This window comes from Arthrobacter sp. zg-Y916, assembly GCF_020907385.1.
GTDB classification, from domain to species: Bacteria; Actinomycetota; Actinomycetes; order Actinomycetales; family Micrococcaceae; genus Arthrobacter_B; species Arthrobacter_B caoxuetaonis.
Map to the genome: position 1 here is coordinate 37119 of NZ_JAJJOD010000011.1, position 24520 is coordinate 61638.

Here is a 24520-nt window from a genome sequence, read left to right on the forward strand (position 1 = left end):
CTTCAACTGTTCCTCCCGCGGCGTAGGAAGGCCGCGCTCTGGCGCCAGGTATCCGGTGAAAGGATCGAACCGTTGAGCACGGAAGTACCTTGCGCCGGGGCGGCGCGCCGGGTATCGCGGCGGCGCGGCAAGTCGCCTTCGGCCATGGTGCCCTCCGCTGCGCCCGCGGATTCCCGGGCGCCCTGCAGGGAGTCGGCGAAGGCCGAGTCCGCAGCGGGCTCTGGATCGGCGTCCGTGGTGTTGAGTACGTTGACGGAGGCTTCGGTCACGCCGAGGAGGAAGCGCTGGCCGCCGGTTTCGACGACCACCACGGATGCTTTCGGGCTGATGGCCTGCCGGCTGATGACCCGGATGGGGGCCTCGGCACCGGTAGAGCTGCGGCCCCGCACAAGCCGGCGCTGGAGCCACCACAGGAGCCCCAGGACCACACCGAGCGATACCAGGACCCGCAGCGCCAGGACTGCGGATTCATCCATTTAGCCCAGGCCCTCAGCTACGTCCATAATCTTGGTGATGCGCACGGCATAGTCCTGGTCCACAACGACGATCTCGCCGTTGGCGATCAGGCGCCCGTTGAGCAGGATGTCAGCCGGCGCACCTGCTGAACGGTCCAGTTCGACGACGCGGCCGGGTTCGAGGTTCAGCACATCGCGGACTGCCATGCGGGTGCGGCCGATCTCGACCGTCAGCGCCATTTCAACGTTGTTGATGCGGCCGAGCTTGCCGACAACTGACTGTTCGGCCCCGGCCCCTGCACCACTGCCCGAACGCAGCCGTACGGCGAACCAGCCGGCTGTGCCTTCCGGGCCGCGCAGTTCGAAAACCGAGCTGTCCATGTGGCCAAACAGCGCCGAAGCATCTTCGGTGCGTGCTTCGCCAAGGACGCCGGCGCCCAGGCATGCGCTGGCCGCTTCGAGGGCCGGGCGCAGGACATCGGCATTGGAAATGACCGGTGAGTCGGTTCCCGCCACCGCTGAAACACCCGGGCCTGCGGACAGCAGCACGACGGCGAGGTCAGCCGAGACAGCACCGACGAAGGACGCTGTCACTGCCTGCCCCATCTGCTCCAGGGGCAGGCCCAGGGAGGAGTGCGGCGCCGGCTGGAGCGGCGTGGGGGTGGGCAGCAGGCGGACTAGGGCGTTGGCGGCTTCGGTGTGCTGGGCCAGGGTGGTGCTCATCAGTTGTTCTCCTCGGTGCGTACGATGACTCCGGCCAGCCGGTTGCCGCTGGCTCCCACGGCAGCCTGGGCCAGCGTCTGGCCGTCGACTGCGACGTTGAGGGGTCGGTGCTGCGGATGGTCAAGATTTAGGACGTCGCCAACGGCCAGGTTCAGCACCATGCCCGGCTTAACCCAGATGGGGTTCAGCTGCAGCGAGACGTCGACAGGCAGGTTCGCCAGCTGTTCGGTGATCAGTTCTGCGGGCGTGGCGTCGGACATGTTCGGCCGGACCGGGCCGAGCTGGGGCAGGATCGCTTCGGCCGGAAGGGCTACGGTGGCAGGCGCCGAGGCGTCCCCGACCACCATTTCGAAACGTGCCACGATCATGGGCACGGTGGAACCGGCGGCCTGCGCAAACTGCGAGTTGTACTGGATGGACGACGGCGAGAGCGGGGCTGCAAGCAGGCTGCCCAGCGCGTAGTGGAGGTCTTCGAGGGCCTCGTCCATGATCCGGCTCAGCAGGGCCTGCTCAATGTGGGTCAGCTTGCGTTCCGGAACGGGTTCGTTGCCGGTGCCGCCGAGCATGTGGCGGACCCAGGACAGCGCCGCTGCCATCGGGAACTGGATGACCGCCTTGGCAGAGATGTTCGGCATGGAAAACAGCACCATGCCGGTGTTCTCAGGCAGGGAGGCAACGTACTCGTCGTACGTCATGGTCTGCACCTGCTCCGAGGTGACCTGGGAGAGGACCCGGACCTTGGCGGTCAGCTGGGTGCCCCACTGGCGGCCGAAGGTATCGAACGCCATTTCCAGGACACGCGCGTGCTCGCGGGCAAGCGTCGTCGGACGGCGGAAATCATAGATTTCCACCTGCCGGGAGGCTTTTGGGAGTATGCCAAGGGGTATATCTTGCTGGACCGTCACAGGAGAAACTATCGGCCGCTCCGGTGGTGCGGTTAGTGGTTGGAGGCCGGTAATACTTCCTCGTCGCCCTTATCTTCGGGGGCTGCATCAGTATCCGGTTCGGGGAAGACAATCTCTCCCGCGACGACGGCGGGCATCAGCTGCCGGACCGCCTCGGACTGGCCCGAAAGAACCACAATGTCCACGCGCCGGTTCTGCGCCAGTTCGGCTGCGCTGGTCCCCGCTGTCAGGGGCCGCGATTCGCCGAAACCGACGGCCTTGATGCGGCTGTAGTCGATCCCGCCGGGCTCCATCAGGTAACGCAGCACGTTTACTGAACGTGCTGTCGACAGTTCCCAGTCCAGTGCGGAGTCCGTGTACTGGCGGACCTGGGCGGTGTGGCCTTCCACGGAAAGTTCATATTTGGTGGGCTGCAGGACCGGACCGATCACGTCCAGCACATCGAGTGCCTCACCGGTCAGTGCTGCGAGGTCCGGCTCGAAGAACATCTCGGAGCTGACCAGGCGGATGGTCAGCCCGCGTTCGTCGATCTCGAAGCGGACGTCGTCCTGCATTCCTTTTTCCTCAAGACCGTCCTGGAGACGGTCGCGAAGCGCCGTAAGATCCTCTACCTCCATGGCTGCCAGCATCGCCAGATCGGCGTCAGGATCAAGGATTTCCTCCGCCTCCACCATGGCCGGAGGCACCACTACCCCTTTGGCGGTGTCCACCGTGTTGGTTTCCACCTGGCCGAACCCAGTGGCGAGGGATGCTTTCAGCTGCTCGAACTTTGCCTGGTCAACGGTGGACATCGCGAAGAGGACGATGAACATGCACATCAGCACGGTGACCATGTCCATGTAGGAAGCCATCCAGCGTTCGTCCGGGTGCTCGTCTTCCTCGTCCCTGCGCGGCCGGCGGCGGTTTGGGCTGCTCATGCCGCTTCGCTGGTCTCGCGGGCCCGGGAGGTGAGTTCATGGGCGGGAACCATAGCGCGCAGCCGCTCGCCCAGAAGGCGGGGCTGGCTGCCTGCCTGGAGGGCCAGGACGCCCTCCATGAGCAGGGTCATCTGCTCGACTTCGAGATCGCTGAGGCGCCGAAGCCGGGCACTGATGGGGAGCCAGATGAAGTTTGCCGACAGCAGGCCCCACAGCGTCGCCACGAAGGCGGTCGCAATCATCGGGCCCAGGGTGTCGGGGGTGGAGAGGTTCTCGAGCACGTGGGTCAGGGAGACCACGGTGCCGATGATGCCGATGGTCGGTGCGTAACCGCCCAGGCTGTTGAAGAACTTGATGGCGATCTTGTCGCTGGAGGCCTTGGTGTGGATCTCGTCTTCGAGGAGCACCCTCAGCTCGTCCCCGTCGGTTCCGTCGGCAATGTTCTGCAGCGCAACCTGGAGGAAGGGATCGTCCACTTCGGCGGCGTCGCGCTCGAGCGAGAGCAAACCTTCAGAACGGGCCTTTTCGGCCAGGGCCACGACGTTGTCGATGGTCTCCTCCGGGTTGGGCTTCTTGCCCATGAAGGCACGGGGCAGGGCCTTGAAGGAGTAGATGAAGTCCTTCAGGGTGCCTCCGGCCAGGCCTACCGCAATGGTGGCGCCGAAGACCAGGATCATGGGGGCAGGCAGCAGGAGTGCGCTGAGGTGCGCGCCTTCGAGGGTGATCATCGCGTAAAGCGAGCCGAAGGCGAGTACTAGGCCGATTATTGTTGCCGGATCCATTATTTGTTCCTCGGACGAAGGGGCACGGTCTTGGTACTGCTGTCATTCTCTGCCGGCTTCCCCCCGGAGCCTGCAGCTGGAACCAGTCCCAGCCCGGCGCCGTGGCGAAACGGAACCGCAGGCACGTCCCGGGCCATGGAGATCACCCGGGCACGGAACTGGGCTATCAGGGCGATCACCTCATCCATGGATTCAGTGACGATGAATTTGGCTCCGTCAACCATGACCAGCGTGGTATCCGGATTGGAGTGGATGCGTTCAATCAGGTCAGGGTTGATCGCAAACTGAGCATCGTTCAGTCGCGTAAGAACAATCATTGGCCCGTCCCGGTTGCAGCGTCCGGCTTGAGTAAGCCGTCACCCCTACTTTCGGCCGGTTGCCGCTATCCGTAAGGAAATGGGGCCCGCGGCCCCCGCCCCGTCCTCCCGAAGACGCTTGGTCCGGCACTCATCTTCCCGCAGGGACGCAGCAGGGCCCCCGCACGGTTTCGTGCGGGGGCCCTGCTGCGTGGAGTGCTAGCGCTTGAGGTTGGTCAGTTCCTGCAGCACTTCGTCCGAGGTGGTGATGATGCGGGCATTGGCCTGGAAGCCGCGCTGCGCGACGATCAGGTTGGTGAATTCCTGGGAAAGGTCAACGTTGGACATTTCCAGCGAACCGGCAATGGCGTTGCCCATTCCGGGATCGCCCGGACCGCCCAGGACCGGGTTGCCGGAGTTCACCGTGGCGGTGTAGCCGGAGTTGCCGGCCTTCTCCAGACCCGCAGGGTTGGTGAAGGTGGCGACGGCGATGCGGGCCAGGGACTGCTTGGCACCGTTGGTGAAGGAGCCGATGATGGTGCCGTCCTTGGAGATCGAGAACGACTCCAGGGTTCCGGCCGCTCGGCCGTTCTGGCCGGTCACCGAAGCGGTGCTGACTCCGGCGTAGCTGGTCAGTCCGCTGAGGTTCACGGCCACGCCGCCAGCAGTCAGTACGGGATTGGCGGCGGCGGCCTGCTTGCCGTCGGTGAAGGTCAGCGGGACGGCCGTTGCGTTGGGGGCAGACACGTCCCAGCCGCCGGCGGTGCGCGTGAAGGTCAGGGAGACGACAGTTGCGTTGCCGTTGGCGTCGTAGACGTCCATGTCACGGACGATCGTGCCGCCAGCCGGGGTTTCGGAGGGCAGGTTTCCGCCCACCGTGGCGGCGCTCGTCGCGACGGCCGGAGCGATCGCGCCGTCGGGCAGCTGCACGTTGCCCACGGCACCGCCGGTGTTGATGACTCCGTCGACGCCGGTCCAGCCCTGGACGATCTTGCCGTCGGTGGTGACCAGACGGCCGTCGGCATCGAGGTCGAAGGCGCCGGCGCGGGTGTAGGTGGTCTGGGTTCCCTGCCGGGTGATGAAGTAGCCGTCGCCGGAGATCATCATGTCCGTGGCGCGGCCGGTGGACTGTGCGGAGCCCTGCGTGAAGTTGGTGGTGATGCCGGAGACCAGCACGCCCAGGCCGACCTGTGCGGGGTTGCCGCCGCCGTTGTTGGCGCCGGGCGCCGTTGCGCCCTGCGTCAGCTGGGAGAGGGTGTCCTGGAACTGGACGGCGGTGGCCTTGTAGCCCGTGGTGTTCACGTTGGCGATGTTATTGCCGGTGACATCGAGCATGGTCTGGTGCGAGCGGAGTCCGGAGATTCCGGAGTACAGGGAGCGAAGCATGGGAGGCGCCTTTCAGCTGGTGGGTTCGGAAAGTCTCAAAAAATCTGGAGGGTTTGCAGTGCCTGGGTGGCCGGGCTACGCCGTCGTGCCCGGGGTTCCGGCACCGGCGTTGCCGCCGGGGGCGGGAGCGGCTGTGCCTGCCGCTACTACGCCGGAAACGGCATCGAGGAGGACATCCACGCCGTCAACGTTTACTGTCGGCACGCCTTGGAGATAGGAAACCGATCCGGCAGTTCCGGTTACGGCTTCCCCGGCGGCATTGGTGTACGTCACCGTCTGGCCAATGAGTCCCGCTGCGGCCATCCGCATCTGCAGGGAGAAGTTCTCCTCGCTCATGTTCGCCATGTTGGTGAGCTGTTCCATGGTGGCCAGCTGGGTGGTCTGGCCGATCATCTCATTGGTGTCCATGGGCGAACTGGGGTCCTGGTTGCGCAGCTGGGTGACCAGCAGGGTCAGGAAAAGTTCGCTGTCCATGACCTGCTTGGGCGCACGGACGGCCTCCGTGGCGGTGGCCCCGCTGGTTGGTGCTACTGCTTCTACCGGCATGGGTAGTTCTCCTTCTCAGGCCAGAATGTCGAGGGTAGTTACCGCACCGTGGGCCACGGGTCGGAAAATCTGCTGTACGGGAATCGGGGCGGCATCTGCATCTGCGCGGTGGCGGCCAGTGCCGGTGCCGGGTTCAGCGGCTTCCCCGTGCCCGTCCGCTTCTGCACCAGGCTGGTCCTGGGAAGAGAGGGAGAGCGAGGTGTTCAAACCCGCCCCCGAAAGGTCCCGCCGCAGGTCAGTGAGGATGGTCCGCAAAGCCTCGCGGCCGGCGTCGTTCGGGGCGAAGAGTTCCACCCGGATCCCGTCGGCGCTGACATGGGCGCGGACCGTGACCGGACCGAGGTTCTCCGGAGTGACGCTCAGGGTCATGACGTGTTCGCCGGCAGCGGCGGAGTTCAGGTTGAACAGCGGCTGGGCGACCTGCGTGAGCAGCGGGGCCGGCTGCGCCGGTGCCTGCGCGGCAGCAGGGGCCGGTGCCTGGACCGTCACCGGGACGGCCGGTGCCTGAAGCGGCAGTGCGGGGGCCGCAGAGGCGGTCCCTGGGGCGGCGGCAGGTGCCGCGCCGGCGGGTTCGGCACCGTCTGCCACGGGAGCCGCGGCCACCGGGGTGACCGGGGTGCCTTCCGGATGCGCTCCGGCTGCCGGTACGGCAGCCGTCCGGGCAGCCGCAACAGCTTCCGCTCCCCCAGCGCCCTGCGGCGTTCCGGCGGAAAGCGGGTTTCCGGGGGCTGGCTGGACAGGAGTGGGGAGAACAGTTCCGAGGGCCGGTTCCGCGGCTGTTGCGGAAGTCCCCGAAGCTGTCGCGGCAGCTGCAGCGGCTGCGGTTGCCGGTGCTGCTGCGTGGAACCGTGCCGCCTCAGCGGTGTCCTGCCCGGCGTCCTGCACCACGGTGCCGCCGTCGGGCTGGATCGCAGGCATGCCGGTTGCCGACAGCTGCGCAGCGGCCGCCCCCGGCTCCACGGATAGGATGCCGCTGCGGGCCGCTGCCGCAGCAGCCGACTCCGCATCCGGGACAGCGCCTGGGTTGGGAACGGTTCCCGCCGGCAGCGTTTCGGCGAATCCGAAGCCGGCGGCAGCCAGGGCTGCTTCGGCGTCGGTACCCGCGGCTGCTTGGTCTGAATCACCCGCGGAGGCACCGGACCCGGAACCGTGCTGCTGAACGGGGAGCGTGCCGGAGGAGGCCGCCTCCAGGGCGGAACCAAACCCGGCACCGCCGTCAGAGGTAGCTGATTCAGGCCGTCCGCCTGCCGGGGCGGCCGGCCGGGGTGCCAGGAAAGCTGCTGGAATACTCACTGGGCCGCTCCCATCAGGGATGCCTGCATGGCCCGCGCGGAGGCAACCATGTCAGTGATCGCTGCAGCCGTGGAAGGCGCGGACGCGCCCTGGACGGCAGCAGTTTCGGTGGGCAGGATGCGCCGGATAGTGGTGATGTTGGCATCGGTTTCCCAGGCGTCGCGGACCTGAATGGTCTTCCCCGGCTGCGGGGCATCCACCACCTTGCCGTCGCCAAGGTAGATGGACACGTGGCCGCCGTCGTGGGTAAACAGCAGGTCGCCTGCCTGTGCCTGCGCCAGGGAATCGACCTTGGTGCCGCTGTTCATCTGGTCCCAGGTGACGCGCGGGAGGCTATGGCCCAGGTCCTTGAAGACGTTCTGGACAAAGGAGGAACAGTCCAGTCCAACGGCCGGATCGTTCCCGCCCCAGACATAGGGCAGGCCAACATATTTCTCCACGGAGGCCATCAGCGCCTCGTTGGAGGCACCCCCGGGAGCCGCAGTGCTGCCGCTTACTGCTGAGAGCGCGGCTGCAAAGCCGGTATCGCCCCCGAGGGATGCGGAACTGGCCGCAGGAGCGGAGGCCGCAGAAGTTGCGGACGTCCCCGCAAGTGCGTCGATCGTGGACCGGATCTCCTGGATCCGGCCGATCGCGTCGGTCATGCTCATTTACAGGGCTTCTTTCTGCCGGCGGTGCCACGTGGTGCCGGCAAGTTCATCCAGGACAGTCTGTTCGGCACGAAGATCCTCGACGGCGAGGGCTTCGGCATGTTTGTCTTCGAGCTTTTCCAAGCCCACCGACCGTGCCCGGGCGGCGTGGAACTCGGTCTGGGCACTGCTGGCTGCAGCACTGTCCAGGGCTTCTGCGGAGAGCAGGTCAGCGAGCATGCTGCGGGAGGAAGCACGGGCCGCGGCAATGGCATTCAGGGTTGCCGGGTCAGCGGCCTCGAGCGGGGTCGCCGCGAGCGAGTCGTAGGCTTCGCTCCGGGCGGCGGAGGTCCGCCGCAGCTTGGCGTTGGCAGCCGCCAGCTCCCCGGCAGCACTGTCCTGCTGCAGCCGGCGCAGCCTCAGCAGCCCGGCCAGCGGAAAGTCACGTCCCATACCTAGACCCCCAGGTTCCGTGTGAGTTGGTGCAGTTGATCCCACGCAGCATCCGCCGGAGTCTGTTCATCCATGCGCTGCTGCAGGAAAGCGTTGATGGCGCCCTCATGGTCCACGGCCGCGTCGACCAACGGATTGGTTCCGCGCTGGTAGGCGCCGACGTCGATCAGGTCCTGGGCCGACCGCCGCGCGGCAAGCACGCGGCGCAGTCCAGACGCCGCCTGGCTGCGTTCGCGCGGATTGACGCGGGAGGCGACACGGGAGATGGAACCGAGGGCGTCCACGGAGGGAAAATGGCCGGCGACGGCGAGCTTGCGGTCCAGGACCACGTGGCCGTCCAGGATCGAGCGGGCCGAGTCCGCGATCGGTTCGTTGTGGTCATCGCCGTCCACCAGCACGGTGTACATGCCGGTCACCGAGCCGGTCTTGTCCGTGCCGGCACGTTCGAGCAGCTGGGCCAGCAGGGAGAAGGTCGAGGGTGGATAACCGCGGGTCGCCGGGGGTTCCCCAACGGACAGGCCGATCTCGCGCTGGGCCATGGCCACGCGGGTCAGCGAATCCATCATCAGCATGACGTCTGCGCCGCGGTCGCGGAAGGACTCAGCAATGCGGGTCGCGACGAACGCGGCGCGCAGGCGCATCAGGGCGGGCTCGTCAGAGGTGGAGACGATGACGATGGACCGGGCCAGGCCCTCCTCACCCAAATCGTCTTCGAGGAATTCCCGGACCTCGCGGCCACGCTCCCCCACCAGGGCAATGACTGAAACTTCAGCATTGGTGCCGCGGGCAATCATGGACAGCAGGGAGGACTTTCCGACGCCGGAGCCGGCGAACAGGCCCATGCGCTGTCCCTTGCCCACGGTCGTGAGGGTGTCCAGCACCCGCACGCCCAGCTGCAGGGGTTCGGTGATCCGGGAGCGCTGCATGGCGGATGGAGTTTCATGGTCCAGGGACACGAACGCTTCCACGTCCAGCGGTCCCTTGCCGTCGATCGGACGTCCCAGCCCGTCCAGGACCCGGCCAAACAGCCCGTTTCCGGTAGGAACACGCATCGGTGCCCCCTTTGAGCGGGCCGGGCTGCCGGAGGTCAAACCTGCCAGGCGGCCGAACGGCATGCAGCGGATGCCGTCGCGCGTCGCGGCGACCACTTCCGCATCCACGGAGGCTTCAGGCGCGCCCAGGCTCACCAGGTCTCCGACGGCGCAGTCCAGGCCGGTTACTTCAACGCTCAGTCCGAGGACGGAAGAGACTTTGCCAACCCGCTGCGGGCGCGCAGCGGCAAGCGCCAGGGCGAAGGCATCGGGCTTCGGCCGCCAGGTGACGGGCTGCGTTTCGCGTGCCTCGGCGCGGCGCCGGTCGCGGCGGCTGGTCAGGGCCGGGGTCTGGGCCTGGGGTTCGGCAGTAAGCGTCATGCGCCGTCTCCCAGCAGGGCCGCCCGGGCGCGGGACAGGGCGCTGGAAAGGGCGGCGTCCAGGAAGCCGTCGGGGAACTCCGTGACAGCGTCTCCGCGCTTCAGGCCGGGGTCCGGGGTGAAGACCACGCCGGCGTTATTCAGGGTGTCGTTGTCCAGGAGCTGCAGATCGTCCGGGTGCATGCGCACGGTTTGGACCAGCCGGACGTCGACGCCGTTGAGGGCCCGGTCCAGTGCTGCGCGTGCCGAGGATTCGCCGTTGGCCAGTTCCCGGCCCAGCAGTGCCTCTGCCAGTTCGAGTGCTGCGGCGGCCAGCGAGTCCTGGACCTGGGCAACCACGGGAACGGTCAGCTGCGCCACGCTCTGTTCGGCGGCATTCAGCAGTGCCAGGGCGTGGTCCGCGCGGGCACGCAGGGCGGCCCGCTCGGCGTCGAACCGCGCTTTGAGTTCTTGGCGGACCCGGGCAGTCTCAGCCGCGGCTGCATGCAGGCCGGCGGCGTATCCCGCGGCATGCCCGGCGGCCCGGCCGCGTTCCGCGGCACGCTCAACGTCATGGCCGCCCAGGGTGGGGTAGGCCATGCGCGCGAACGTGCGCTCCGCAGACTCAGTAGACATACTCTTCCTCGTCCGCATGGTGGATGGTGATCGCGCCCTGGGCCTCGAGGTCGCGGATGGCACGGACGATCGTCGCCCGTGCTTCCTCGACCTGGGACAGGCGGGCCGGTCCGGATGCGGCAATTTCGTCGTCGAGGATCTCCCGGTTGCGCTCGGACACGTTGCCCCGAACGGTTTCCAGCACGGTCTCGTTGGCGCCCTTCATGGCCAGTGCCAGGACTGCCACGTCGATTCCGCGCAGTACCAGCTGCACATCGCGGCGTTCGAGCTTGGTGAGGTCGGCGAAGGTGAGCATGCGCGAACGCACTTCTTCAGCCAGTTCCGGGTCGCGGGCGTCGAGGGCTTCGAGCAGCGCACGCTCGGTGGCGGCGTCGGCCCGGTTGATGATGTCCACCAGCGGCTGGATGCCGCCAATCTGGTCCGCGGCCTCGCGGGCTGCACCCACGGCGGTGGCACGGGCCTTGAGCGTCTCCGCGACAATCCGAATCGCTTCGGGAGTCGCGCGGGACATGTTGGCAATGCACTGTGCGACGTCGGTGCCCAGCTTCTCCGGGAAGCCGCCGATCACGGCAGAGGCACGCTGCGGCCGCATGTGTGCCAGGACCAGGGCGATGGTCTGCGGCAGTTCGTTTTCCAGCAGGCTGACAATCTGGACGGCTTCGGCGCGTTCCAGGAACTCGAAGGACTTTCCTGCCATGGAGGAGGCCAGCCGGTCCATCACGCCGGAGGCGCGTTCGGTGCCGAAGGAGGCTTCCAGCAGGCCCATGGCGACGTCACGGCCGCCGTGGGCACGGCGCCTGCCGTCCACGGTCATGTCGTAGAACTCGTTAATGACCGCTTCCACCAGCGCCACGTCAACGCGGCGGAGGTTCACGATCTCGGCTGCCAGTTCCTGGGCTTCCGCCTCGGTGAACTGCTGCAGCACGGTGGCGGCCCGGGAGGTTTCAAGCTGCATCAGGATGACTGCTGCCTTCTGCATGCCGGTCAGCTTGGGCAGGACAGGCTTGGGGACCGTCGGACGGATGGCCGGGACGGCCGCTGTCGGGGCGTCGGACTGGGATTCCCCGGGATTCGGCTTGGTGGCCAGTGCTGTTCCGGAACTCTGCTCGCTCATACGCGCTGCCCCTCATCCATGAAGTTGCGCAGGTAGTCCGCGGTGCGGCTGGGGTCCTGCAGGGCGAGGTGGTCCAGTTCTTCGAGCTTGCGCTCGGAGCTCGCGGCGTTGGCCACTATCCGCAGGGAAGCGGTGTCCACCGGCGGTTCCAGCGCGCTGCGGCCGGAATCCTGTCCAATCAGGGCGAGGCTTGCCGGCGGGGCAAGCGGATCAAGCTCGGGCAGGACGCCGATGTCCACGGCTTCGCGGTTTTGGCGGCGTGAGCGCATGGCGTAGGCGATCAGGGCCAGGATGACTGCCAGGACAATTCCGGCGGCAAGGATGCCGGTCCTCAGCAGCTCGGCCCGGCGCTCAGCTTCTTCGGCGGCTTCGGCCGCTGCCAATGCTTCCTGGGCAGCTTCGGCTCCGGTGGCGTTGAAGGCAACCATTTCCACGGTAAGTTCGTCGCCGCGGGCTTCGCTGATGCCGGCAGCGTTGGAGACCAGCGCCCGGATATCGGCAACGTTCATCCCGGCGGCCGTCGCGGAGTTCAAGGCTACCGAGACGGTCTGGCGGTTCAGGGCACCGGCGGGGATCTCGCGGGTTTCGGTGACCTTGTTGACCGCGTTGTTCTTCGTGGTGGACTCAGAGGTGTAGTTGCCGTCGTCGTCGCCTCCGTTGGGAACAGCGATGTTGTCCGGGCCCAGGATTCCGGCGGCGGTGTTGCCGTTGCCGCCGGCGTATTCCTCGGTGGTGGTCGCTTCGTTCAGGGCGGGCGTGCCGTCGGGATTGGTGAAGGTTTCCTCCACCCGGTTCGCGGACTCGTAGCTCATGTCAGCGGCCACGGCGACCGTGGCATTGCCCGGCCCCACAACCTGGTCCAGCATGGTCTGCACGGACGCGGCCACGCGCTCTTCGTAGTCGGTGGCCTGCTTGTTGGCCGAGCCGGTGGCGCCCACGCCAACAGCAGAGAGCACGGTTCCGGCGGAATCGATCACGGCCACGTTGGTGGCCTTCATGCCGTCGATCGCAGCCGAGGCCAGATGCACAATCGCCTGGACCTGGTCGCCGCTGAGGTTCACGCCGGTTTCGGTGTCGATGAAGACCGACGCGGTGGGATCCACTTTTTCGGAAACGAAGACCGTTTCTTCCGGAAGCGCCAGCTGGACCGAAGCAGTCTTCACGCCTTTGAGCGCGCCGATGGTCTTGGCGAGTTCGCCTTCCAGCGCCCGCTTGTAGGTCACTGACTGCTGGAACTCGGAGGAGGTCACGCCCATGTCATCGAGCAGCGAGTAGCCGCCCGTGGAAGAAGCGGGCAGCCCGGCGCCGGCGGCCTTAAGCCGCTGGTCATACACGTTCTGCTCCGGCACCATGATGGTGCCGCCGCCGTTGGCGATCTCATACGGGACACCGTCGGCCTGCAGCTGCTCCACGATGGTGTTCGCATCGGAGGGCTGGAGGCCTGAGAACAGCGGTGAGTAGGAGGGCTTGGCGGCCCAGCTGGCCAGGGCGAAGATGCCCAGGGCCAGCACAGCGATGCCAATCAGCGCAAGGGTCTTCTGCGCCAGAGTGAACTGGCTGATGGTCTTTCCCAAACGGCCAAATGCCGCGTTCACCTGTGTCATTAGGCCTGCATCCGCATGATCTCGTTGAACGCGTCAACGCTCTTGTTACGCACGGCGGCCACCAGTTCCAGCGTGACGGAGGCACGGGTGGAAGCGATCGTGGCGGCGTGGATGTCATCCAGGTCCCCGGTGACGGCCTTGACGGCCAGTTCCTTGGAGGTGGAGGAGAGCTGCTGTGCGTTATCAACGGCGCCTGCGAGCTGTGTCGCGAACCCGGAGCCGTCCGTGGCCGGTGCAGCGGGTGCGGTGTTCTCGAGGTAACCGGTGGGCAGGGTACTGACAACGGCGCCGACGGCGGGAACGGGCATTAGGAGCGTCCAATCTGGAGAGCGGCTTCGTAGGTGGCCTTGGCGCGGTCAACGACGGCGGCGTTGGCTTCGTAGCCTCGCTGCGCCATGATCAGGGCGCTCATTTGTTCGGCCATGTCGATGTCCGGGTAGCGGACATATCCGTTTTCGTCTGCGAGGGCATGGTTCGGTTCGTGGACCATCCGGCCCTCGCCGTCGCCGTATTCAACGCCTGAAACAAAGACTCCGGTGTTCTCCGCTCCTTCGCGGGCGATCACGTAGCGGGCCTGGAAGGCGGTGCCGTCGGTAGCCGAGGCGTTGTTCATGTTGGCGAGGTTGTCCGAGACGGCGTCCAGCCACTTGCGGTGGACGGTCAGGGAGGTACCGGCAATGCCGATGGCGTCGAAGGTCATTACTGTGTCCTCATCGCGGTGCGGAGAGAGTTGGCTTCTCCGCCAACTGCTTGGGAGGCGAACTGGAAGCGCAGCACCGTATCGATGTTGGAGAGCGTCTCGGTGTCCAGGTTGACGTTGGAGCCGTCGAGGCGGGTCGGTTCCAGCGAACGGGCGGTAGCTGACTCCGTGAAGGACTTGTTTCCGGCCCTGACCGACTTTGCCAGGGCATCTTCAAAGCTCACCCGCTGGGCGTGGTAGCCGGGGGTGTTCACGTTGGCGATGTTGTTGGCAATGGTCCGCTGGCGCAGGGCCAGGCCATTGAGAGCGCTTTGCAGCGCCACCGAGGACACGGAGTCGAACACAGGAAAACCCGCTTCTTATGGGGGAACAGAGCGGCCGATCCGTGGCCTGTTGCGTGAGCTATCCATGCTCACTGCTTGCTATCGGCGGTTTGGCGGCAAGCGTAAGTATTTTTCGAGGTATCGCGCGGGGATAAAGCAAGTAGAAGGGTGGTCGGAATTAAAGAAGCATGCCTTCCCGCAGCGCGGGTAACGTGGCACACCACAGATGCAGGACATCCCAGGGAGCAACCATGAGCACAGCCACGGATCCTTCAGCGCAGTCCCCCTCGGCTCATCCCGCCGACCGCCACGAGATGATCCGGGTGCTGGGCGCCCGGGAAAACAACCTCAAGGACATCAGCCTCGACATTCCCAAGCGGCGGCTCACGGTCTTCACCGGGGTCTCGGGATCAGGCAAGAGCTCACTGGTCTTCGCCACGATTGCCGCGGATTCCCAGCGCATGATCAACGAGACCTACAGTGCCTTCGTCCAGGGGTTTATGCCCAGCCTCGCCCGGCCCGACGTCGACCGGCTGGAAGGACTCACCACGGCGATCATCGTGGACCAGGAGCGGATGGGTGCCAATCCCCGTTCCACGGTGGGGACCGCCACCGACGCAAACGCCATGCTGCGCATCCTCTTCAGCCGGCTCGGCGACCCGCACATCGGCTCCCCCAACGCCTACTCCTTCAACGTTCCCTCCGTGAGGGCCAGCGGGGCCATCACCGTAGAACGCGGCGGAAAGACCAAGGCGGAGAAAGCCACGTTCAACCGGCTGGGCGGCATGTGCCCGCGCTGCGAGGGCATGGGGAACGTCAGCGACTTCGACCTCACCGTGCTCTTTGATGATTCCAAGTCCATCCTGGAAGGGGCACTCACCATCCCCGGCTACAGCATGGACGGCTGGTACGGGCGGATCTTCAGCAACACCGGCCTCTTCGATCCGAACAAGCCCATCGCGAAGTTCACCAAGAAGGAACTCCACGCCCTGCTGTACGCGGAACCCACCAAGCTGAAGGTCGAGGGTATCAACGTCACCTTCGAAGGGCTGATCCCCAAGATCCAGAAGTCCATGCTGTCCAAGGACCGCGAAGCCATGCAGCCGCACATCCGGGCGTTCGTGGACCGGGCCATTACCTTTTCCGCCTGCCCCGAGTGCGGCGGCACCCGGCTGGCGCAGGAGGCTCTCGCCTCCAGGATCAGGGGAAAGAACATCGCCGATTTGTGCTCCCTCCAGATCAGCGACCTCGCGGAGTGGGTGCGGGAGTTGGACGAACCGTCAGTGGCTCCCCTGCTGGCCGGACTGCAGCACCTGCTGGACTCCTTCACGGACATCGGGCTTGGCTACCTGTCCCTGGACCGCCCGTCAGGCACCCTGTCCGGCGGTGAATCCCAGCGGACCAAGATGATCCGGCATCTGGGATCCTCCCTGACGGATGTGACGTACGTGTTCGACGAACCAAGCATCGGGCTGCACCCGCATGACATCGAGCGAATGAACCAGCTGCTGATCCAGCTCAGGGACAAGGGCAACACCGTACTGGTGGTGGAGCACAAGCCGGAAATGATCGCGATCGCCGACCATGTGGTGGACCTGGGACCCGGTGCCGGTTCCGGAGGCGGCGAAATCTGCTTTGAGGGCACACTGCACGGTCTTCGCGCCTCGGAGACGGTGACCGGCCGTCATCTGGATGACCGGGCCCGGCTGAAGGACACTGTGCGGACCGCTTCGGGGGTGCTGGAGGTTCGCGGCGCTGAGATGAACAACCTGCAGGACGTCGACGTCGACATTCCCCTCGGTGTCCTCTGCGCCTTTACCGGGGTGGCGGGATCCGGCAAGAGTTCCCTGATCCGCGGCTCGGTGGCCAAGCGCGACGGCGTCGTGGTGATCGACCAGGGCGGGATCAAGGGTTCGCGGCGCAGCAACCCTGCGACCTACACCGGCCTGCTGGAGCCGATCCGCAAGGCGTTCGCGAAAGCCAACGGGGTCAAGCCGGCGCTGTTCTCCTCCAATTCCGAGGGCGCCTGTCCGGTCTGCAACGGTGCCGGTGTCATCTACACCGACCTTGGAGTCATGGCCACCGTAGAGTCCACGTGCGAGGAGTGCGAAGGCAGGCGGTTCCAGTCCGCCGTGCTGGAGTACAGGCTGGGGGGCCGGAATATCGCTGAGGTGCTGGCCATGTCCGTGACGGAAGCAGCGGCGTTTTTTGCCGCAGGCGATGCGAAAACCCCTGCGGCCCAGAAGGTCCTGGAGCGGCTGGCGGATGTGGGGCTCGGGTACCTCAGCCTGGGGCAGCCGCTCACCACGCTGTCCGGCGGCGAACGCCAGCGGTTGAAGCTTGCCGCCCAAATGGCGGACAAGGGCGATATCTACGTTCTCGATGAACCCACCACGGGACTGCACCTGGCAGATGTGCAGCAGCTGCTGGGGCTGCTGGACCGGCTGGTCGACTCTGGAAAGTCCGTGATCCTGATCGAGCACCATCAGGCGGTTATGGCCCACGCAGACTGGATCATCGACATGGGTCCGGGAGCAGGGCACGACGGCGGCCGGGTGGTGTTCGAGGGGACGCCGGCGGACCTGGTGGCCGGGCGTTCAACCCTGACCGGCGAACATCTGGCCGCCTACGTGGGCAGCTAGCACCGCCCGGCAGGAACGGACCTAGCCCGCGACGTCGAGGTAGACCGCGCCGCCGGAGGAGGCAGTGGGAACGCTGCGGATCAGTTCGGCCTGCTGCCGGATCATCCTGGATTCGTTGCGCAGCTGCGCGTACGCACGCTGCTGGGCCATGGACAGCAGCCGGGCACGGGTGGCGTATTCGGCGGGCAGCGGTCCCAGCGCATGCGGCGGATGCCAGGCACTGGCGACGGTGCGCGCCTGGTCAAGGACGGTTGTGCCGTCCATGAAGGCTTCAAGATTGTCCTCGAGCTGGGTCAGCACTTCGTCCCAGCGTTCAAGGTTCTCCTGGTGCGGCGTCAGGTACTCTTCCACTGGTTCAGCCGACACCGAGAGTACCTCCGGTTCCTACCGGTGCCGCGGCGGGCAACTGGGCTGCGGCTTCATGCCAGGCCGCGCGGAGCGGTTCCAGCAGGTTGATGCACTCGCGGGTCATGGCTGCACTGTGCTGCAGGTTGGCTTCCACCATGGCCTTCATGACGTAGCCGTAGATGGCCTGGAGGTTCTCGCCGCCCTCCCATTCGTCCACCTTCAGCGTGCCGCTGAGTTCTGCCACAATGCTCTGGGCATGGATGAGCTGTTCTGAGGCAGCCTTCCAGTTGCCGGCCTGCTGGGCAGCTTCGGCCCGGTTCAGGTCCAGCAGCATCCGGTCGTACAGCATGGTCAGCAGGCGCACCGGGGATGCGGACATCACGGCGTCCCGGATGTACTCGGCACGTTTGGCCTGCAGCCCGTAGCTCACGGTCACTTCTTTCCTGAGCTGGAGGTGTTCAGCGAGGCGAGCTGGCCGGTGAGCCAGTCCTGCTGGCTCTGCAGCTGGCTCAGCTTGACTTCCAGGTTGCTCCAGACCATTTTCAGCGTCGACTCGCGGCTGGCCAGGCGCCTGTCCCAATCTTCGATCTGAGTGTTCAACGCCTTGAGCGTGGACTCCTGGCCGGTGATGCGCTGGGTGATCAGGCCGTCGTATTTATCCGAAGCCACCTTGCCGGCGGCTTCCACACGTCCGGCTATGGTCTGCAGCGTTGCTTCGGTCTTGGCGGGGTCAGCGGCCATCGCTGCGGCAAACTTCTCCGCGTTGAACTCAACGGTGCCGTCCTTGGTGATCACGATCCCGATTTCCGACGGCGAACGGCCATCGATCGGCGACGTCGCAGCGTCCATGATCTGGCGTTTGATGTCGCGGACCCCGGCGTCGCCGGTGAAGAGTCCGCCGGAGGTGCTGGTGCTGCCGGAAGACGTTGAAACCGTCACCGCACTGTTCTTATTTATATACGCGAAGACATCCGCCAGCCCGGCCACGAGGTCCGAAGCGACCTTTGAGATTGCTTCGTCGTCGCGTGCAACGTTGATGGTCAGCGCGGTGTTGGCCGGTGTATCGGCGGCCAGCGTGATGTCCACACCCGGCATCAGGGCTTTAAAGGTATTGCTGGAAGAAGTGATCTCCTGTGCCGCGGGTGTGCCGGCCCACAGGGTGAGCTTGGCATCCTGCGCCGTCTTGAGGACGTCCATGTCCGTGCCGCCGAGGCTGGCCGTGAATGCGCCTTCGGAGCCGGTTTTGGCAGCAGTGAACTGGACCCGGTACTGCTGGACGCCGTCCACGCTTCCGGTGGCAATCTTCACGCCGGTGACGCCGAGGTTGGCTTTGTTGACTTCGCTGATGACCTGGTCCAGGGACTTGTCCGTGGTGTCAAAGGAAGTAACAGTGCCGTTTGCCGAGATGGCCAATACGCTGTTCGAGGGCCAGGCTGCCATCGCGGACGACAGCGAAACCTGTGCTGTAGCGGTCTGGGAAGCAGAAATGTCCAGGGAACCCGCTGCGGCGCCGGCTGTCGTTGCTGCAGTCACCTTCTCGGAGGTGGTGCTGGCTTTGAACAGATCCGTGCCGGCGGGCTTGGCGGTTTTCGCGGCGGCTTCGGCCAGCGAGGCGATCTTGGCGTTCAGGTTCTGCAGGGCGGTCGCAAAGAGCTGCGTGGTGCTGACTTTGTTCTTCAGCAGGGTCTGGGGCCGAGCTTCGATCTCCATGAGCTGTTTGATCATGGAGGTCGTATCGATACCGCTGATCAGTCCGTCAATGCCTAGCGCCATGCGAATGCTCCTTGTACGTTTCCCTCAGGATCTGGCCCGCTGCTGCGGAGGGAAGATGCCGGTTGGTCTAGCAGAACGAATTGTCTCCAGCCGAGGCCGGTAAAACACCGCAGGCAGGGAATGGGCTGGCAGGAAAAGTGTGAGGTCCAAGTCATTCTTTTCCCGCCAGCGGCCATTCACCTGCCGGTTAAGCGGTTACTGCTGGTTGCGGTACAGCGGAAGCCGTTCCGCGGATGAAACCGTTATTACTGCAGGAGCTGCATAACGCCGGAGTTCATCTGGTTGGCCTGGGCCAGCATGGCCGTGGCAGCGCTGGACAGGATCTGGGACTTCGTGAAGTTGCCCATTTCCGCAGCCATGTCCGTGTCGCGGATACGGGAGTTGGCAGCCGAGAGGTTCTCGATGGAGACCGCGATGGAGCGGGCGGTGGATTCCATCCGGTTCTGCTGTGCACCAAGATCGGCGCGGGCGGTGGAAACAGACTTGATCTGGGTATCCAGCGTGGTGATCGCGTTGGAAGCGGCAGACTGGTTGTCCGCCTGGGTTGCACCCGTGGCAACGTTGATGTTGCCAACCGCGGTTGCAACGAGCGTGATGTCGGTGAGGCTGACAGCGATTTCGTTGTTTACCGCACCGGCGTTGGATCCAACCTGGATCTTGAGGTCGGTAGCAGCAGCTGCGGTGGTCAGCAGCTCAATACCGTTGAAGTTGGTGCTGGTGGCGATACGGGAAAGCTCAGCGGCCTGAGCCGTGATTTCCGCCTGGATAGCCGTGCGGGAATCAGCATTGTTCGTATCGTTGGCTGCCTGGACAGTCAGGTCACGAACGCGGTTCAGGATGTTGTGGACCTCGGTCAGGGCGCCTTCAGCGGTCTGGATGAGGCTGATGCCGTCCTGGGCGTTGCGGCCGGCGACGGTCAGGCCGGAGATCTGGTTCTTCAGACCTTCGGAGATGGCCAGGCCGGCAGCGTCGTCAGCTGCACGGTTGATGCGCAGGCCGCTGGAGAGGCGCTCCACCGACTTGGACTGAGCCGTCTGGTTCAGGGTCAGGTTACGCATCGCATTGAGCGAAGAGACGTTAGTTGCAATTGTGAAACCCATGATGAATTCCTCCGTGATTGGGCGATAACTACCAGGCCCGTCCGTGGGCCTGTACCCCTAGTTATCGGCCCCCATCACGGGCGTGTTAGGAATTTGGAAAAGAATTTTGCAGTTTTTTGAGAGTTAGGACACGGCGGCGTTCAGCGGCCCATGTCCACCCGGTGCACGGAAGGCAGCGGGGTTGAAATGAGGATCCTGGCGGGTGAGTCCGCCGGCCGTCCACTCCGCCACCGAGGCGAGGTAAGCATTGCGCCTGGCCGGCGAAATCCGCGACTCGATCGGCGCCGGAGTATCGGCGTCGGAATAGTGGGTGCCCAGCCCGTCACGCAGCAGACGGACAGCTTCGGCACGCTGCTGGGACACCGCGGAGTGGGTAGCGCCCAGTTCAGCGGCAAGGTCCTTGACCGAGCGGTCATGGAAGTAGACCTGTTCAACGATGTAGCGCATTTTCTCCGGCAGGGCCTCTACGGCGGCACGCAGGTACTGCATCCGCTCGGAGGACAGGGCGGAGCCTTCGGGCGAGGGCAGCGCGCTGACCAGGGAGTCCGAAGCCGCGTCGTCCAAATGGGAGACAGTGCGTGATGCATCCGCCAGCGCATCCTCGGCCGCAGCCCGGTCCACGCCCATGGCGGAAGCAATCTCGTCCACCTTCGGTGAGCGGCCCAGGGCAGCAGTCAGCGCTTCCTTGACTGCGAGGGTTTCCTTGATGCGCTTGCGTGCGGTCCTGGTTGCCCAGTCGTTCGAGCGCATCTCGTCGGCAAAAGCGCCAACGATCCGCCGTCTGGCGTAGGCCCCAAAAGGCACACCCAGCTCCGCGTTAAAGGAGTCGGCGGACGTAATCAGGGCAATTGCCCCAACCGATGCCAGGTCATCCCTGGAAAGATGCGTGGCTTTGGCACACACCTCTGAGACCAGATAACCAACCAAAGGTAAGTTTTCGACAACCAAAAGGTTGCGTTCTTCGCGATTCAACTAGTGGACCCCCAAGTCCTTGTTCCCCAACAAAACACGCTGACCGCTTGGACAGGAGCTGAGACTCCCGGTTCATCCCTTACTTTGGCGTAATAGCTGCAACATACCACTAACATTGTGGGTAGAAGCGCCGATAGGTGTTTCCGACGGATTAAAAGTTTTTAGGGCCTGCGTCAGCGGGTGTCTTTGAACCCGTTGCTGGGTGTGCGTCCACACCCATCGGAGACAAGACATTCGCGTGCATCGCGGGAGGTGAGCTAGGCATGGGTACCCAGAAATTGTCCGCATTACTCTGGGAAGAACGGGAACTCCTGGAGCTCCTGACCTTCAAGCTCGAAGAAGAACAGCTCCTCCTAACCTCCGGCAAGACGCGTTGGCTCCAGCACGCCACCCGGGAAGTCGAACAGGTCCTTGAACGCCTGCGTATCGCGAATCTGGCCAGGACGGTGGCCGTTTCCGAGCTCGCGCAGGAGTGGGGCATAGCCGAAGACGCAACTCTTCGGCAGATTATCGCCGCCGCACCTCCGGGGCCGTGGACTGAGATCTTCATGTCGCACCTGCAGGCTATGACCGAACTGACCGTGAAGATCCGCGACCTGCGGGACACTAACGAGCAGTTCCTCCGCACAGCGGCGCGGTCCGCCCAGGAAACCCTCGCGGGCCTGGGAACCGAAAGCAAAACGTATAACTCCAGTGGAACTTCGGCCGGGTCCGGAAGCGGCGCCCGGATCGTGGATAAGCAACTCTAGAGACCTGTGAACAAAGGAATCATCACGCCATGAGCACCTTCAGCGGCTTGAACACCGCCTACACCGGTCTGAGTGCAGCCCGAAAGGGTCTCGACGTCGTCGGGCAGAACATCGCCAACGTCAACACTCCCGGCTACACCCGCCAGCGGGTCACCACCTCCGCCATGGGCGGCGCAGCCATCACCGGCAAGTTCGCCACCGGTGCCCGGGTGGGCCAGGGCGTCTCCGTCGACGGCATCGCACGGCTAGGCAGCATGCAACTGGACACCCGGGTCCGTGCCACGGCCGCGGCCTCCGGCTTCTCCGCTGTCCGCGCCAATGCGTTGGCCGGCCTCGAGGCCAGCCTCAACGAGCCGGGCAAGAACGGCATCTCGGCCTCCCTCACGGAGTTTTGGGCGGCGTGGCAGGGAGTGTCCAACAAGCCGGGCAACGAAGCTGCCGCCACCGCACTGATCGGGCAGGCCACCATGCTCGCCACTCAGGTTGCCACCGGCTACCAGGCTGTGGAGGAACAGTGGACCGGCGCCTACAAGCAGCTCAAGGACATGGAAGCCGAGCTCAACGGCACCGCCTCCCAGATCGCCTCGCTGAACGCCCAGATCCGCACGACGCAGGCTTCAGGCGGCACCGCCAATGAGCTCATCGACCAGCGAAACGCACTGACCACCACCATCGCTGCCCTGGCCGGCGGCACCGTCCGCGAGTCGGACAACGGCATGGTGGACGTGCTGATCGACGGCAATGCCATTGTTTCCGGGGACATCGTCCGTCCGGTACAGGTTGCCGGCGGAATCGCCATGGGTGCCGAAGCGCCCCGCCTCGAATGGAGCCACCGCCCGGGCATTAACATGGCCGCCAGCGGCGAGATCGCGGGTGTGCTCAGCGTCCTGGCTCCGGCAGCCGACGGCGGTATCCTCGCCTCCGCTGCCGAGGGCTACAACAACTTCGCCAGGTCACTGGCCACCGCGGTGAACGCCGTGCATAACGGCGGCACCAATACCGCAGGCACCGTCGTCGGCGACTTCTTCAGCCACACCACGGATCCCGCTGCACTGTCACTGAAGGTTGTCCCGGCGAATGCCTCTGGCATCGCCACCGGCGCTGTTGGCAACGGCAACCTGGACAACTCGATTGCGGACGCGATCGCCCAGCTGGGTGCCGGAGCAGGGTCGCCCGATTCCATCTGGGCCAACTTCGTCAGCGGCATCGGCGCCAGTACCCGGGTAGAGATGCAGCAGGCAGACCTCGCCGGTGTAGCCGCTTCCGCCGCCGTCGGCATGCAGCTCTCCAACTCCTCGGTGGACCTGGATGAGGAAAACCTCAACCTGCTGGCCTACCAGCACGCCTACCAGGGCGCAGCCCGGGTCATGACCGCCATCGACGAAATGCTCGACACACTCATCAACCGCACCGGCATTGTGGGAAGGTAACCCGTGATCACCCGCACCTCCAACCTGATGATGGCGCGCAACGCGCAGCAGAATCTTCAGGCGAACATGTCCCGGCTCGCCAAGCTCCAGGAGCAGGCCCACACTTCGGCAGCCATCACCCGCCCGTCGGACGACCCCGCAGGCACTGCGGACGCACTGAAGGTCCGCGGCGAAATCCGCGCCAACACTGCGTACAAGGGCAACATCTCAGACGCGAACAGCTGGCTGGCCACCCTGGACAACGCGCTGACCCGCACCAACGACATCCTGACCCGGATCAAGGACCTGTCGATCACCGCAGCCACCGCGACGACGATGCCCGCCAGCAAGGCTGCCATCGCCACCGAGATCGAGGGCCTCAAGTCGGACCTGATCACCCAGGCCAACACCTCATACCTGGGCCGGACCATCTTTGCCGGTAACTCCGATGCCGGTGCCGCCGTCGTCGTGAATCCGCCCGTGCCGCCCGCCACAGCGTCGACCTACACCTTCACCGGCGCCGGTGACGGCCCGGTGACCCGCAGGATTGACGCCAGCACCACGGTGCGGGTTGATGCCAGCGCCGCTGAAATCTTCGGCGACGTCTTCACCAAGATCGACTCCCTGGTCACCGACCTGCGGGCCAACGCCAGCATCAGCAGCCACCTGGCCGCCATCGACGAGAGCATCAACACCGTGCTCACCGCGCAGACCGATGTTGGCATCCGCCACGCCCGCGTGCTGAAAGCAGAGGAAACCAACGTGGAGCAGTCCGTCAGCCTGGAAACCCGGCGCTCTGGCATCGAAGACCTGGATACCGCGCAGGTCATCCTGGACCTGAAGCTGCAGGAGCTGGCCTACCAGTCATCCCTGGCGGTCACGGCCAAGGTCCTGCAGCCCACGCTGATGGACTTCCTGCGATGAGCACCGTAACGCCGGTTTCCTTCCTGGCCCCGCCTCCCGGGCTGGAGCCCCTCACCGAGTTCGCGCTCGTGGACGTCGACGGCGCCAGCGGCCTGTACTCGCTCACCGGAACGGATACCTCCGCGGGAGTCCGGCGTTTCTACGCCATTGACGCCTCGGTGTACCTGCCGGAGTACCACCCGGAGATCTCTGATGAGCAGGCCGGCCAGCTGGGCCTGACCGACCCCGCGGACGCCCGCGTCCTGGTGGTCGCCAACCCGGCGGACTCCGGAACCACGGTGAACCTGCTGGCACCGGTCATCATCAACACCCGCACCTGGCAGTGCGCCCAGGTCATCCTGGAGGGACGCGACCTGCCGCTGCGTGCGTCGCTGGAAACGGTCGCTGCGGCGTAACCGGCTTCCTCCCCGCCCCTCCCCCCATCGAGATAGCAGAAAGTGCACGTCCCAAA

The 24520-nt window shown here is 65.3% G+C and carries 28 protein-coding genes; 5 read left to right on the forward strand and 23 right to left on the reverse strand.

Annotated features, from left to right (window positions below):
• Positions 1-2 precede the first annotated feature (2 nt).
• The 18 genes from LOC59_RS15425 to LOC59_RS15510 form a co-directional block, all read right to left on the reverse strand.
• Positions 3-476: a FliO/MopB family protein gene (locus LOC59_RS15425; RefSeq protein WP_227896140.1), complete on the reverse strand. Its 474-nt coding sequence runs from the start codon at positions 474-476 to the stop codon at positions 3-5.
• A complete protein-coding gene (gene fliN / locus LOC59_RS15430) occupies positions 477-1178 on the reverse strand; it encodes a flagellar motor switch protein FliN (protein WP_227896141.1) in 702 nt (233 codons plus the stop codon).
• Positions 1178-2029, reverse strand: a complete 852-nt coding sequence (locus LOC59_RS16805) for a flagellar motor switch protein FliM (RefSeq protein ID WP_227896142.1) — start codon at positions 2027-2029, stop codon at positions 1178-1180. The genes fliN and LOC59_RS16805 overlap by 1 nt, the downstream gene beginning before the upstream one ends.
• Positions 2030-2115: 86 nt before the next feature.
• Positions 2116-3000 carry an OmpA/MotB family protein gene (locus tag LOC59_RS15440; protein ID WP_227896143.1) on the reverse strand — a complete coding sequence of 295 codons (885 nt, stop codon included), beginning with the start codon at positions 2998-3000 and terminating at the stop codon, positions 2116-2118.
• Entirely contained in the window at positions 2997-3782 is a 786-nt protein-coding gene (locus LOC59_RS15445; protein ID WP_227896144.1) for a motility protein A, read from the reverse strand. Before LOC59_RS15445 ends, LOC59_RS15440 begins: the two co-directional genes overlap by 4 nt.
• A complete protein-coding gene (locus LOC59_RS15450; RefSeq protein ID WP_227896145.1) occupies positions 3782-4099 on the reverse strand; it encodes a flagellar FlbD family protein in 318 nt (105 codons plus the stop codon). Before LOC59_RS15450 ends, LOC59_RS15445 begins: the two co-directional genes overlap by 1 nt.
• Positions 4100-4297: 198 nt before the next feature.
• Positions 4298-5464: a flagellar hook protein FlgE gene (locus LOC59_RS15455; protein ID WP_229972941.1), complete on the reverse strand. Its 1167-nt coding sequence runs from the start codon at positions 5462-5464 to the stop codon at positions 4298-4300.
• A 75-nt stretch (positions 5465-5539) separates the two neighbouring features.
• Positions 5540-6010: a flagellar hook assembly protein FlgD gene (locus LOC59_RS15460; protein WP_229972943.1), complete on the reverse strand. Its 471-nt coding sequence runs from the start codon at positions 6008-6010 to the stop codon at positions 5540-5542.
• 15 nt (positions 6011-6025) lie between these two features.
• Complete coding sequence (locus LOC59_RS16700; RefSeq protein ID WP_229972945.1) at positions 6026-7303, reverse strand: flagellar hook-length control protein FliK; 1278 nt, start codon at positions 7301-7303, stop codon at positions 6026-6028.
• Positions 7300-7953, reverse strand: coding sequence for a C40 family peptidase (locus tag LOC59_RS15470; protein ID WP_227896149.1), 654 nt, complete (start codon positions 7951-7953; stop codon positions 7300-7302). Before LOC59_RS15470 ends, LOC59_RS16700 begins: the two co-directional genes overlap by 4 nt.
• The gene (locus tag LOC59_RS15475; RefSeq protein ID WP_229972947.1) at positions 7954-8385 is read right to left on the reverse strand and encodes a flagellar FliJ family protein; all 432 of its coding nucleotides are present in this window, start codon (positions 8383-8385) and stop codon (positions 7954-7956) included. It abuts the gene before it with no gap.
• A gap of 2 nt (positions 8386-8387) precedes the next feature.
• Entirely contained in the window at positions 8388-9797 is a 1410-nt protein-coding gene (locus tag LOC59_RS15480; RefSeq protein ID WP_227896151.1) for a FliI/YscN family ATPase, read from the reverse strand.
• A complete protein-coding gene (locus tag LOC59_RS15485; RefSeq protein ID WP_227896152.1) occupies positions 9794-10411 on the reverse strand; it encodes a FliH/SctL family protein in 618 nt (205 codons plus the stop codon). The genes LOC59_RS15480 and LOC59_RS15485 overlap by 4 nt, the downstream gene beginning before the upstream one ends.
• Positions 10401-11525 (reverse strand): flagellar motor switch protein FliG, encoded by a 1125-nt coding sequence (gene fliG / locus LOC59_RS15490; protein ID WP_269440088.1) that lies wholly within the window; start codon positions 11523-11525, stop codon positions 10401-10403. Before fliG ends, LOC59_RS15485 begins: the two co-directional genes overlap by 11 nt.
• Entirely contained in the window at positions 11522-13129 is a 1608-nt protein-coding gene (gene fliF, locus LOC59_RS15495; RefSeq protein WP_227896153.1) for a flagellar basal-body MS-ring/collar protein FliF, read from the reverse strand. The genes fliG and fliF overlap by 4 nt, the downstream gene beginning before the upstream one ends.
• Positions 13129-13437, reverse strand: coding sequence for a flagellar hook-basal body complex protein FliE (gene fliE / locus LOC59_RS15500; RefSeq protein WP_227896154.1), 309 nt, complete (start codon positions 13435-13437; stop codon positions 13129-13131). Before fliE ends, fliF begins: the two co-directional genes overlap by 1 nt.
• A complete protein-coding gene (locus LOC59_RS15505; RefSeq protein WP_227896155.1) occupies positions 13437-13829 on the reverse strand; it encodes a flagellar basal body rod protein FlgC in 393 nt (130 codons plus the stop codon). The genes fliE and LOC59_RS15505 overlap by 1 nt, the downstream gene beginning before the upstream one ends.
• Entirely contained in the window at positions 13829-14173 is a 345-nt protein-coding gene (locus tag LOC59_RS15510; protein ID WP_227896156.1) for a flagellar basal body rod protein FlgB, read from the reverse strand. The genes LOC59_RS15505 and LOC59_RS15510 overlap by 1 nt, the downstream gene beginning before the upstream one ends.
• Before the next feature lie 230 nt (positions 14174-14403).
• On the opposite strand from LOC59_RS15510, the gene LOC59_RS15515 reads away from it, so the two are divergent.
• On the forward strand, positions 14404-16794 hold the full coding sequence (locus LOC59_RS15515) for an ATP-binding cassette domain-containing protein (protein ID WP_229972949.1): 2391 nt from the start codon (positions 14404-14406) through the stop codon (positions 16792-16794).
• 21 nt (positions 16795-16815) lie between these two features.
• Here the strand turns inward: LOC59_RS15515 and LOC59_RS15520 are convergent, their stop codons facing one another.
• The 5 genes from LOC59_RS15520 to LOC59_RS15540 all read right to left on the reverse strand — a co-directional run bounded on the left by LOC59_RS15520 (position 16816) and on the right by LOC59_RS15540 (position 20987).
• On the reverse strand, positions 16816-17160 hold the full coding sequence (locus LOC59_RS15520; protein ID WP_229972951.1) for a hypothetical protein: 345 nt from the start codon (positions 17158-17160) through the stop codon (positions 16816-16818).
• Entirely contained in the window at positions 17150-17578 is a 429-nt protein-coding gene (gene fliS / locus LOC59_RS15525; RefSeq protein ID WP_229972953.1) for a flagellar export chaperone FliS, read from the reverse strand. The genes LOC59_RS15520 and fliS overlap by 11 nt, the downstream gene beginning before the upstream one ends.
• Positions 17575-18915, reverse strand: coding sequence for a flagellar filament capping protein FliD (gene fliD / locus LOC59_RS15530; RefSeq protein ID WP_229972967.1), 1341 nt, complete (start codon positions 18913-18915; stop codon positions 17575-17577). The genes fliS and fliD overlap by 4 nt, the downstream gene beginning before the upstream one ends.
• Positions 18916-19160: 245 nt before the next feature.
• Positions 19161-20015 carry a flagellin N-terminal helical domain-containing protein gene (locus tag LOC59_RS15535; RefSeq protein ID WP_229972970.1) on the reverse strand — a complete coding sequence of 285 codons (855 nt, stop codon included), beginning with the start codon at positions 20013-20015 and terminating at the stop codon, positions 19161-19163.
• 123 nt (positions 20016-20138) lie between these two features.
• Entirely contained in the window at positions 20139-20987 is an 849-nt protein-coding gene (locus tag LOC59_RS15540; protein WP_227896162.1) for a sigma-70 family RNA polymerase sigma factor, read from the reverse strand.
• A 263-nt stretch (positions 20988-21250) separates the two neighbouring features.
• Between LOC59_RS15540 and flgN the strand changes: the two genes are divergently transcribed.
• From flgN to fliW, 4 genes are read left to right on the forward strand one after another with little or no spacing between them, the layout of a single operon-like run.
• Positions 21251-21736, forward strand: a complete 486-nt coding sequence (gene flgN / locus LOC59_RS15545) for a flagellar export chaperone FlgN (protein WP_229972972.1) — start codon at positions 21251-21253, stop codon at positions 21734-21736.
• 29 nt (positions 21737-21765) lie between these two features.
• Positions 21766-23166 carry a flagellar hook-associated protein FlgK gene (flgK, locus tag LOC59_RS15550; RefSeq protein WP_229972980.1) on the forward strand — a complete coding sequence of 467 codons (1401 nt, stop codon included), beginning with the start codon at positions 21766-21768 and terminating at the stop codon, positions 23164-23166.
• A 3-nt stretch (positions 23167-23169) separates the two neighbouring features.
• The gene (gene flgL / locus LOC59_RS15555) at positions 23170-24069 is read left to right on the forward strand and encodes a flagellar hook-associated protein FlgL (RefSeq protein WP_229972982.1); all 900 of its coding nucleotides are present in this window, start codon (positions 23170-23172) and stop codon (positions 24067-24069) included.
• Positions 24066-24464 carry a flagellar assembly protein FliW gene (gene fliW, locus LOC59_RS15560; protein ID WP_227896166.1) on the forward strand — a complete coding sequence of 133 codons (399 nt, stop codon included), beginning with the start codon at positions 24066-24068 and terminating at the stop codon, positions 24462-24464. The genes flgL and fliW overlap by 4 nt, the downstream gene beginning before the upstream one ends.
• The last annotated feature ends 56 nt before the right edge of the window (positions 24465-24520 follow it).

Bases quoted from the DNA above. Each gene is read 5' to 3' on its own strand.
- flgK (WP_229972980.1), top strand. From the start codon at position 21,766: ATGAGCACCTTCAGCGGCTTGAACACCGCCTACACCGGTCTGAGTGCA.
- fliD (WP_229972967.1), bottom strand. From the start codon at position 18,915: ATGGCGCTAGGCATTGACGGACTGATCAGCGGTATCGATACGACCTCC.
- LOC59_RS15475 (WP_229972947.1), bottom strand. From the start codon at position 8,385: ATGGGACGTGACTTTCCGCTGGCCGGGCTGCTGAGGCTGCGCCGGCTG.
- LOC59_RS15515 (WP_229972949.1), top strand. From the start codon at position 14,404: ATGAGCACAGCCACGGATCCTTCAGCGCAGTCCCCCTCGGCTCATCCC.
- LOC59_RS15480 (WP_227896151.1), bottom strand. From the start codon at position 9,797: ATGACGCTTACTGCCGAACCCCAGGCCCAGACCCCGGCCCTGACCAGC.
- LOC59_RS15450 (WP_227896145.1), bottom strand. From the start codon at position 4,099: ATGATTGTTCTTACGCGACTGAACGATGCTCAGTTTGCGATCAACCCT.
- LOC59_RS15455 (WP_229972941.1), bottom strand. From the start codon at position 5,464: ATGCTTCGCTCCCTGTACTCCGGAATCTCCGGACTCCGCTCGCACCAG.
- fliN (WP_227896141.1), bottom strand. From the start codon at position 1,178: ATGAGCACCACCCTGGCCCAGCACACCGAAGCCGCCAACGCCCTAGTC.
- LOC59_RS15485 (WP_227896152.1), bottom strand. From the start codon at position 10,411: ATGTCTACTGAGTCTGCGGAGCGCACGTTCGCGCGCATGGCCTACCCC.
- fliG (WP_269440088.1), bottom strand. From the start codon at position 11,525: ATGAGCGAGCAGAGTTCCGGAACAGCACTGGCCACCAAGCCGAATCCC.
- LOC59_RS15535 (WP_229972970.1), bottom strand. From the start codon at position 20,015: ATGGGTTTCACAATTGCAACTAACGTCTCTTCGCTCAATGCGATGCGT.
- LOC59_RS15505 (WP_227896155.1), bottom strand. From the start codon at position 13,829: ATGACCTTCGACGCCATCGGCATTGCCGGTACCTCCCTGACCGTCCAC.
- LOC59_RS15425 (WP_227896140.1), bottom strand. From the start codon at position 476: ATGGATGAATCCGCAGTCCTGGCGCTGCGGGTCCTGGTATCGCTCGGT.
- LOC59_RS15445 (WP_227896144.1), bottom strand. From the start codon at position 3,782: ATGGATCCGGCAACAATAATCGGCCTAGTACTCGCCTTCGGCTCGCTT.
- fliF (WP_227896153.1), bottom strand. From the start codon at position 13,129: ATGACACAGGTGAACGCGGCATTTGGCCGTTTGGGAAAGACCATCAGC.
- LOC59_RS15460 (WP_229972943.1), bottom strand. From the start codon at position 6,010: ATGCCGGTAGAAGCAGTAGCACCAACCAGCGGGGCCACCGCCACGGAG.
- fliE (WP_227896154.1), bottom strand. From the start codon at position 13,437: ATGCCCGTTCCCGCCGTCGGCGCCGTTGTCAGTACCCTGCCCACCGGT.
- fliW (WP_227896166.1), top strand. From the start codon at position 24,066: ATGAGCACCGTAACGCCGGTTTCCTTCCTGGCCCCGCCTCCCGGGCTG.
- flgN (WP_229972972.1), top strand. From the start codon at position 21,251: ATGGGTACCCAGAAATTGTCCGCATTACTCTGGGAAGAACGGGAACTC.
- LOC59_RS15440 (WP_227896143.1), bottom strand. From the start codon at position 3,000: ATGAGCAGCCCAAACCGCCGCCGGCCGCGCAGGGACGAGGAAGACGAG.
- LOC59_RS15470 (WP_227896149.1), bottom strand. From the start codon at position 7,953: ATGAGCATGACCGACGCGATCGGCCGGATCCAGGAGATCCGGTCCACG.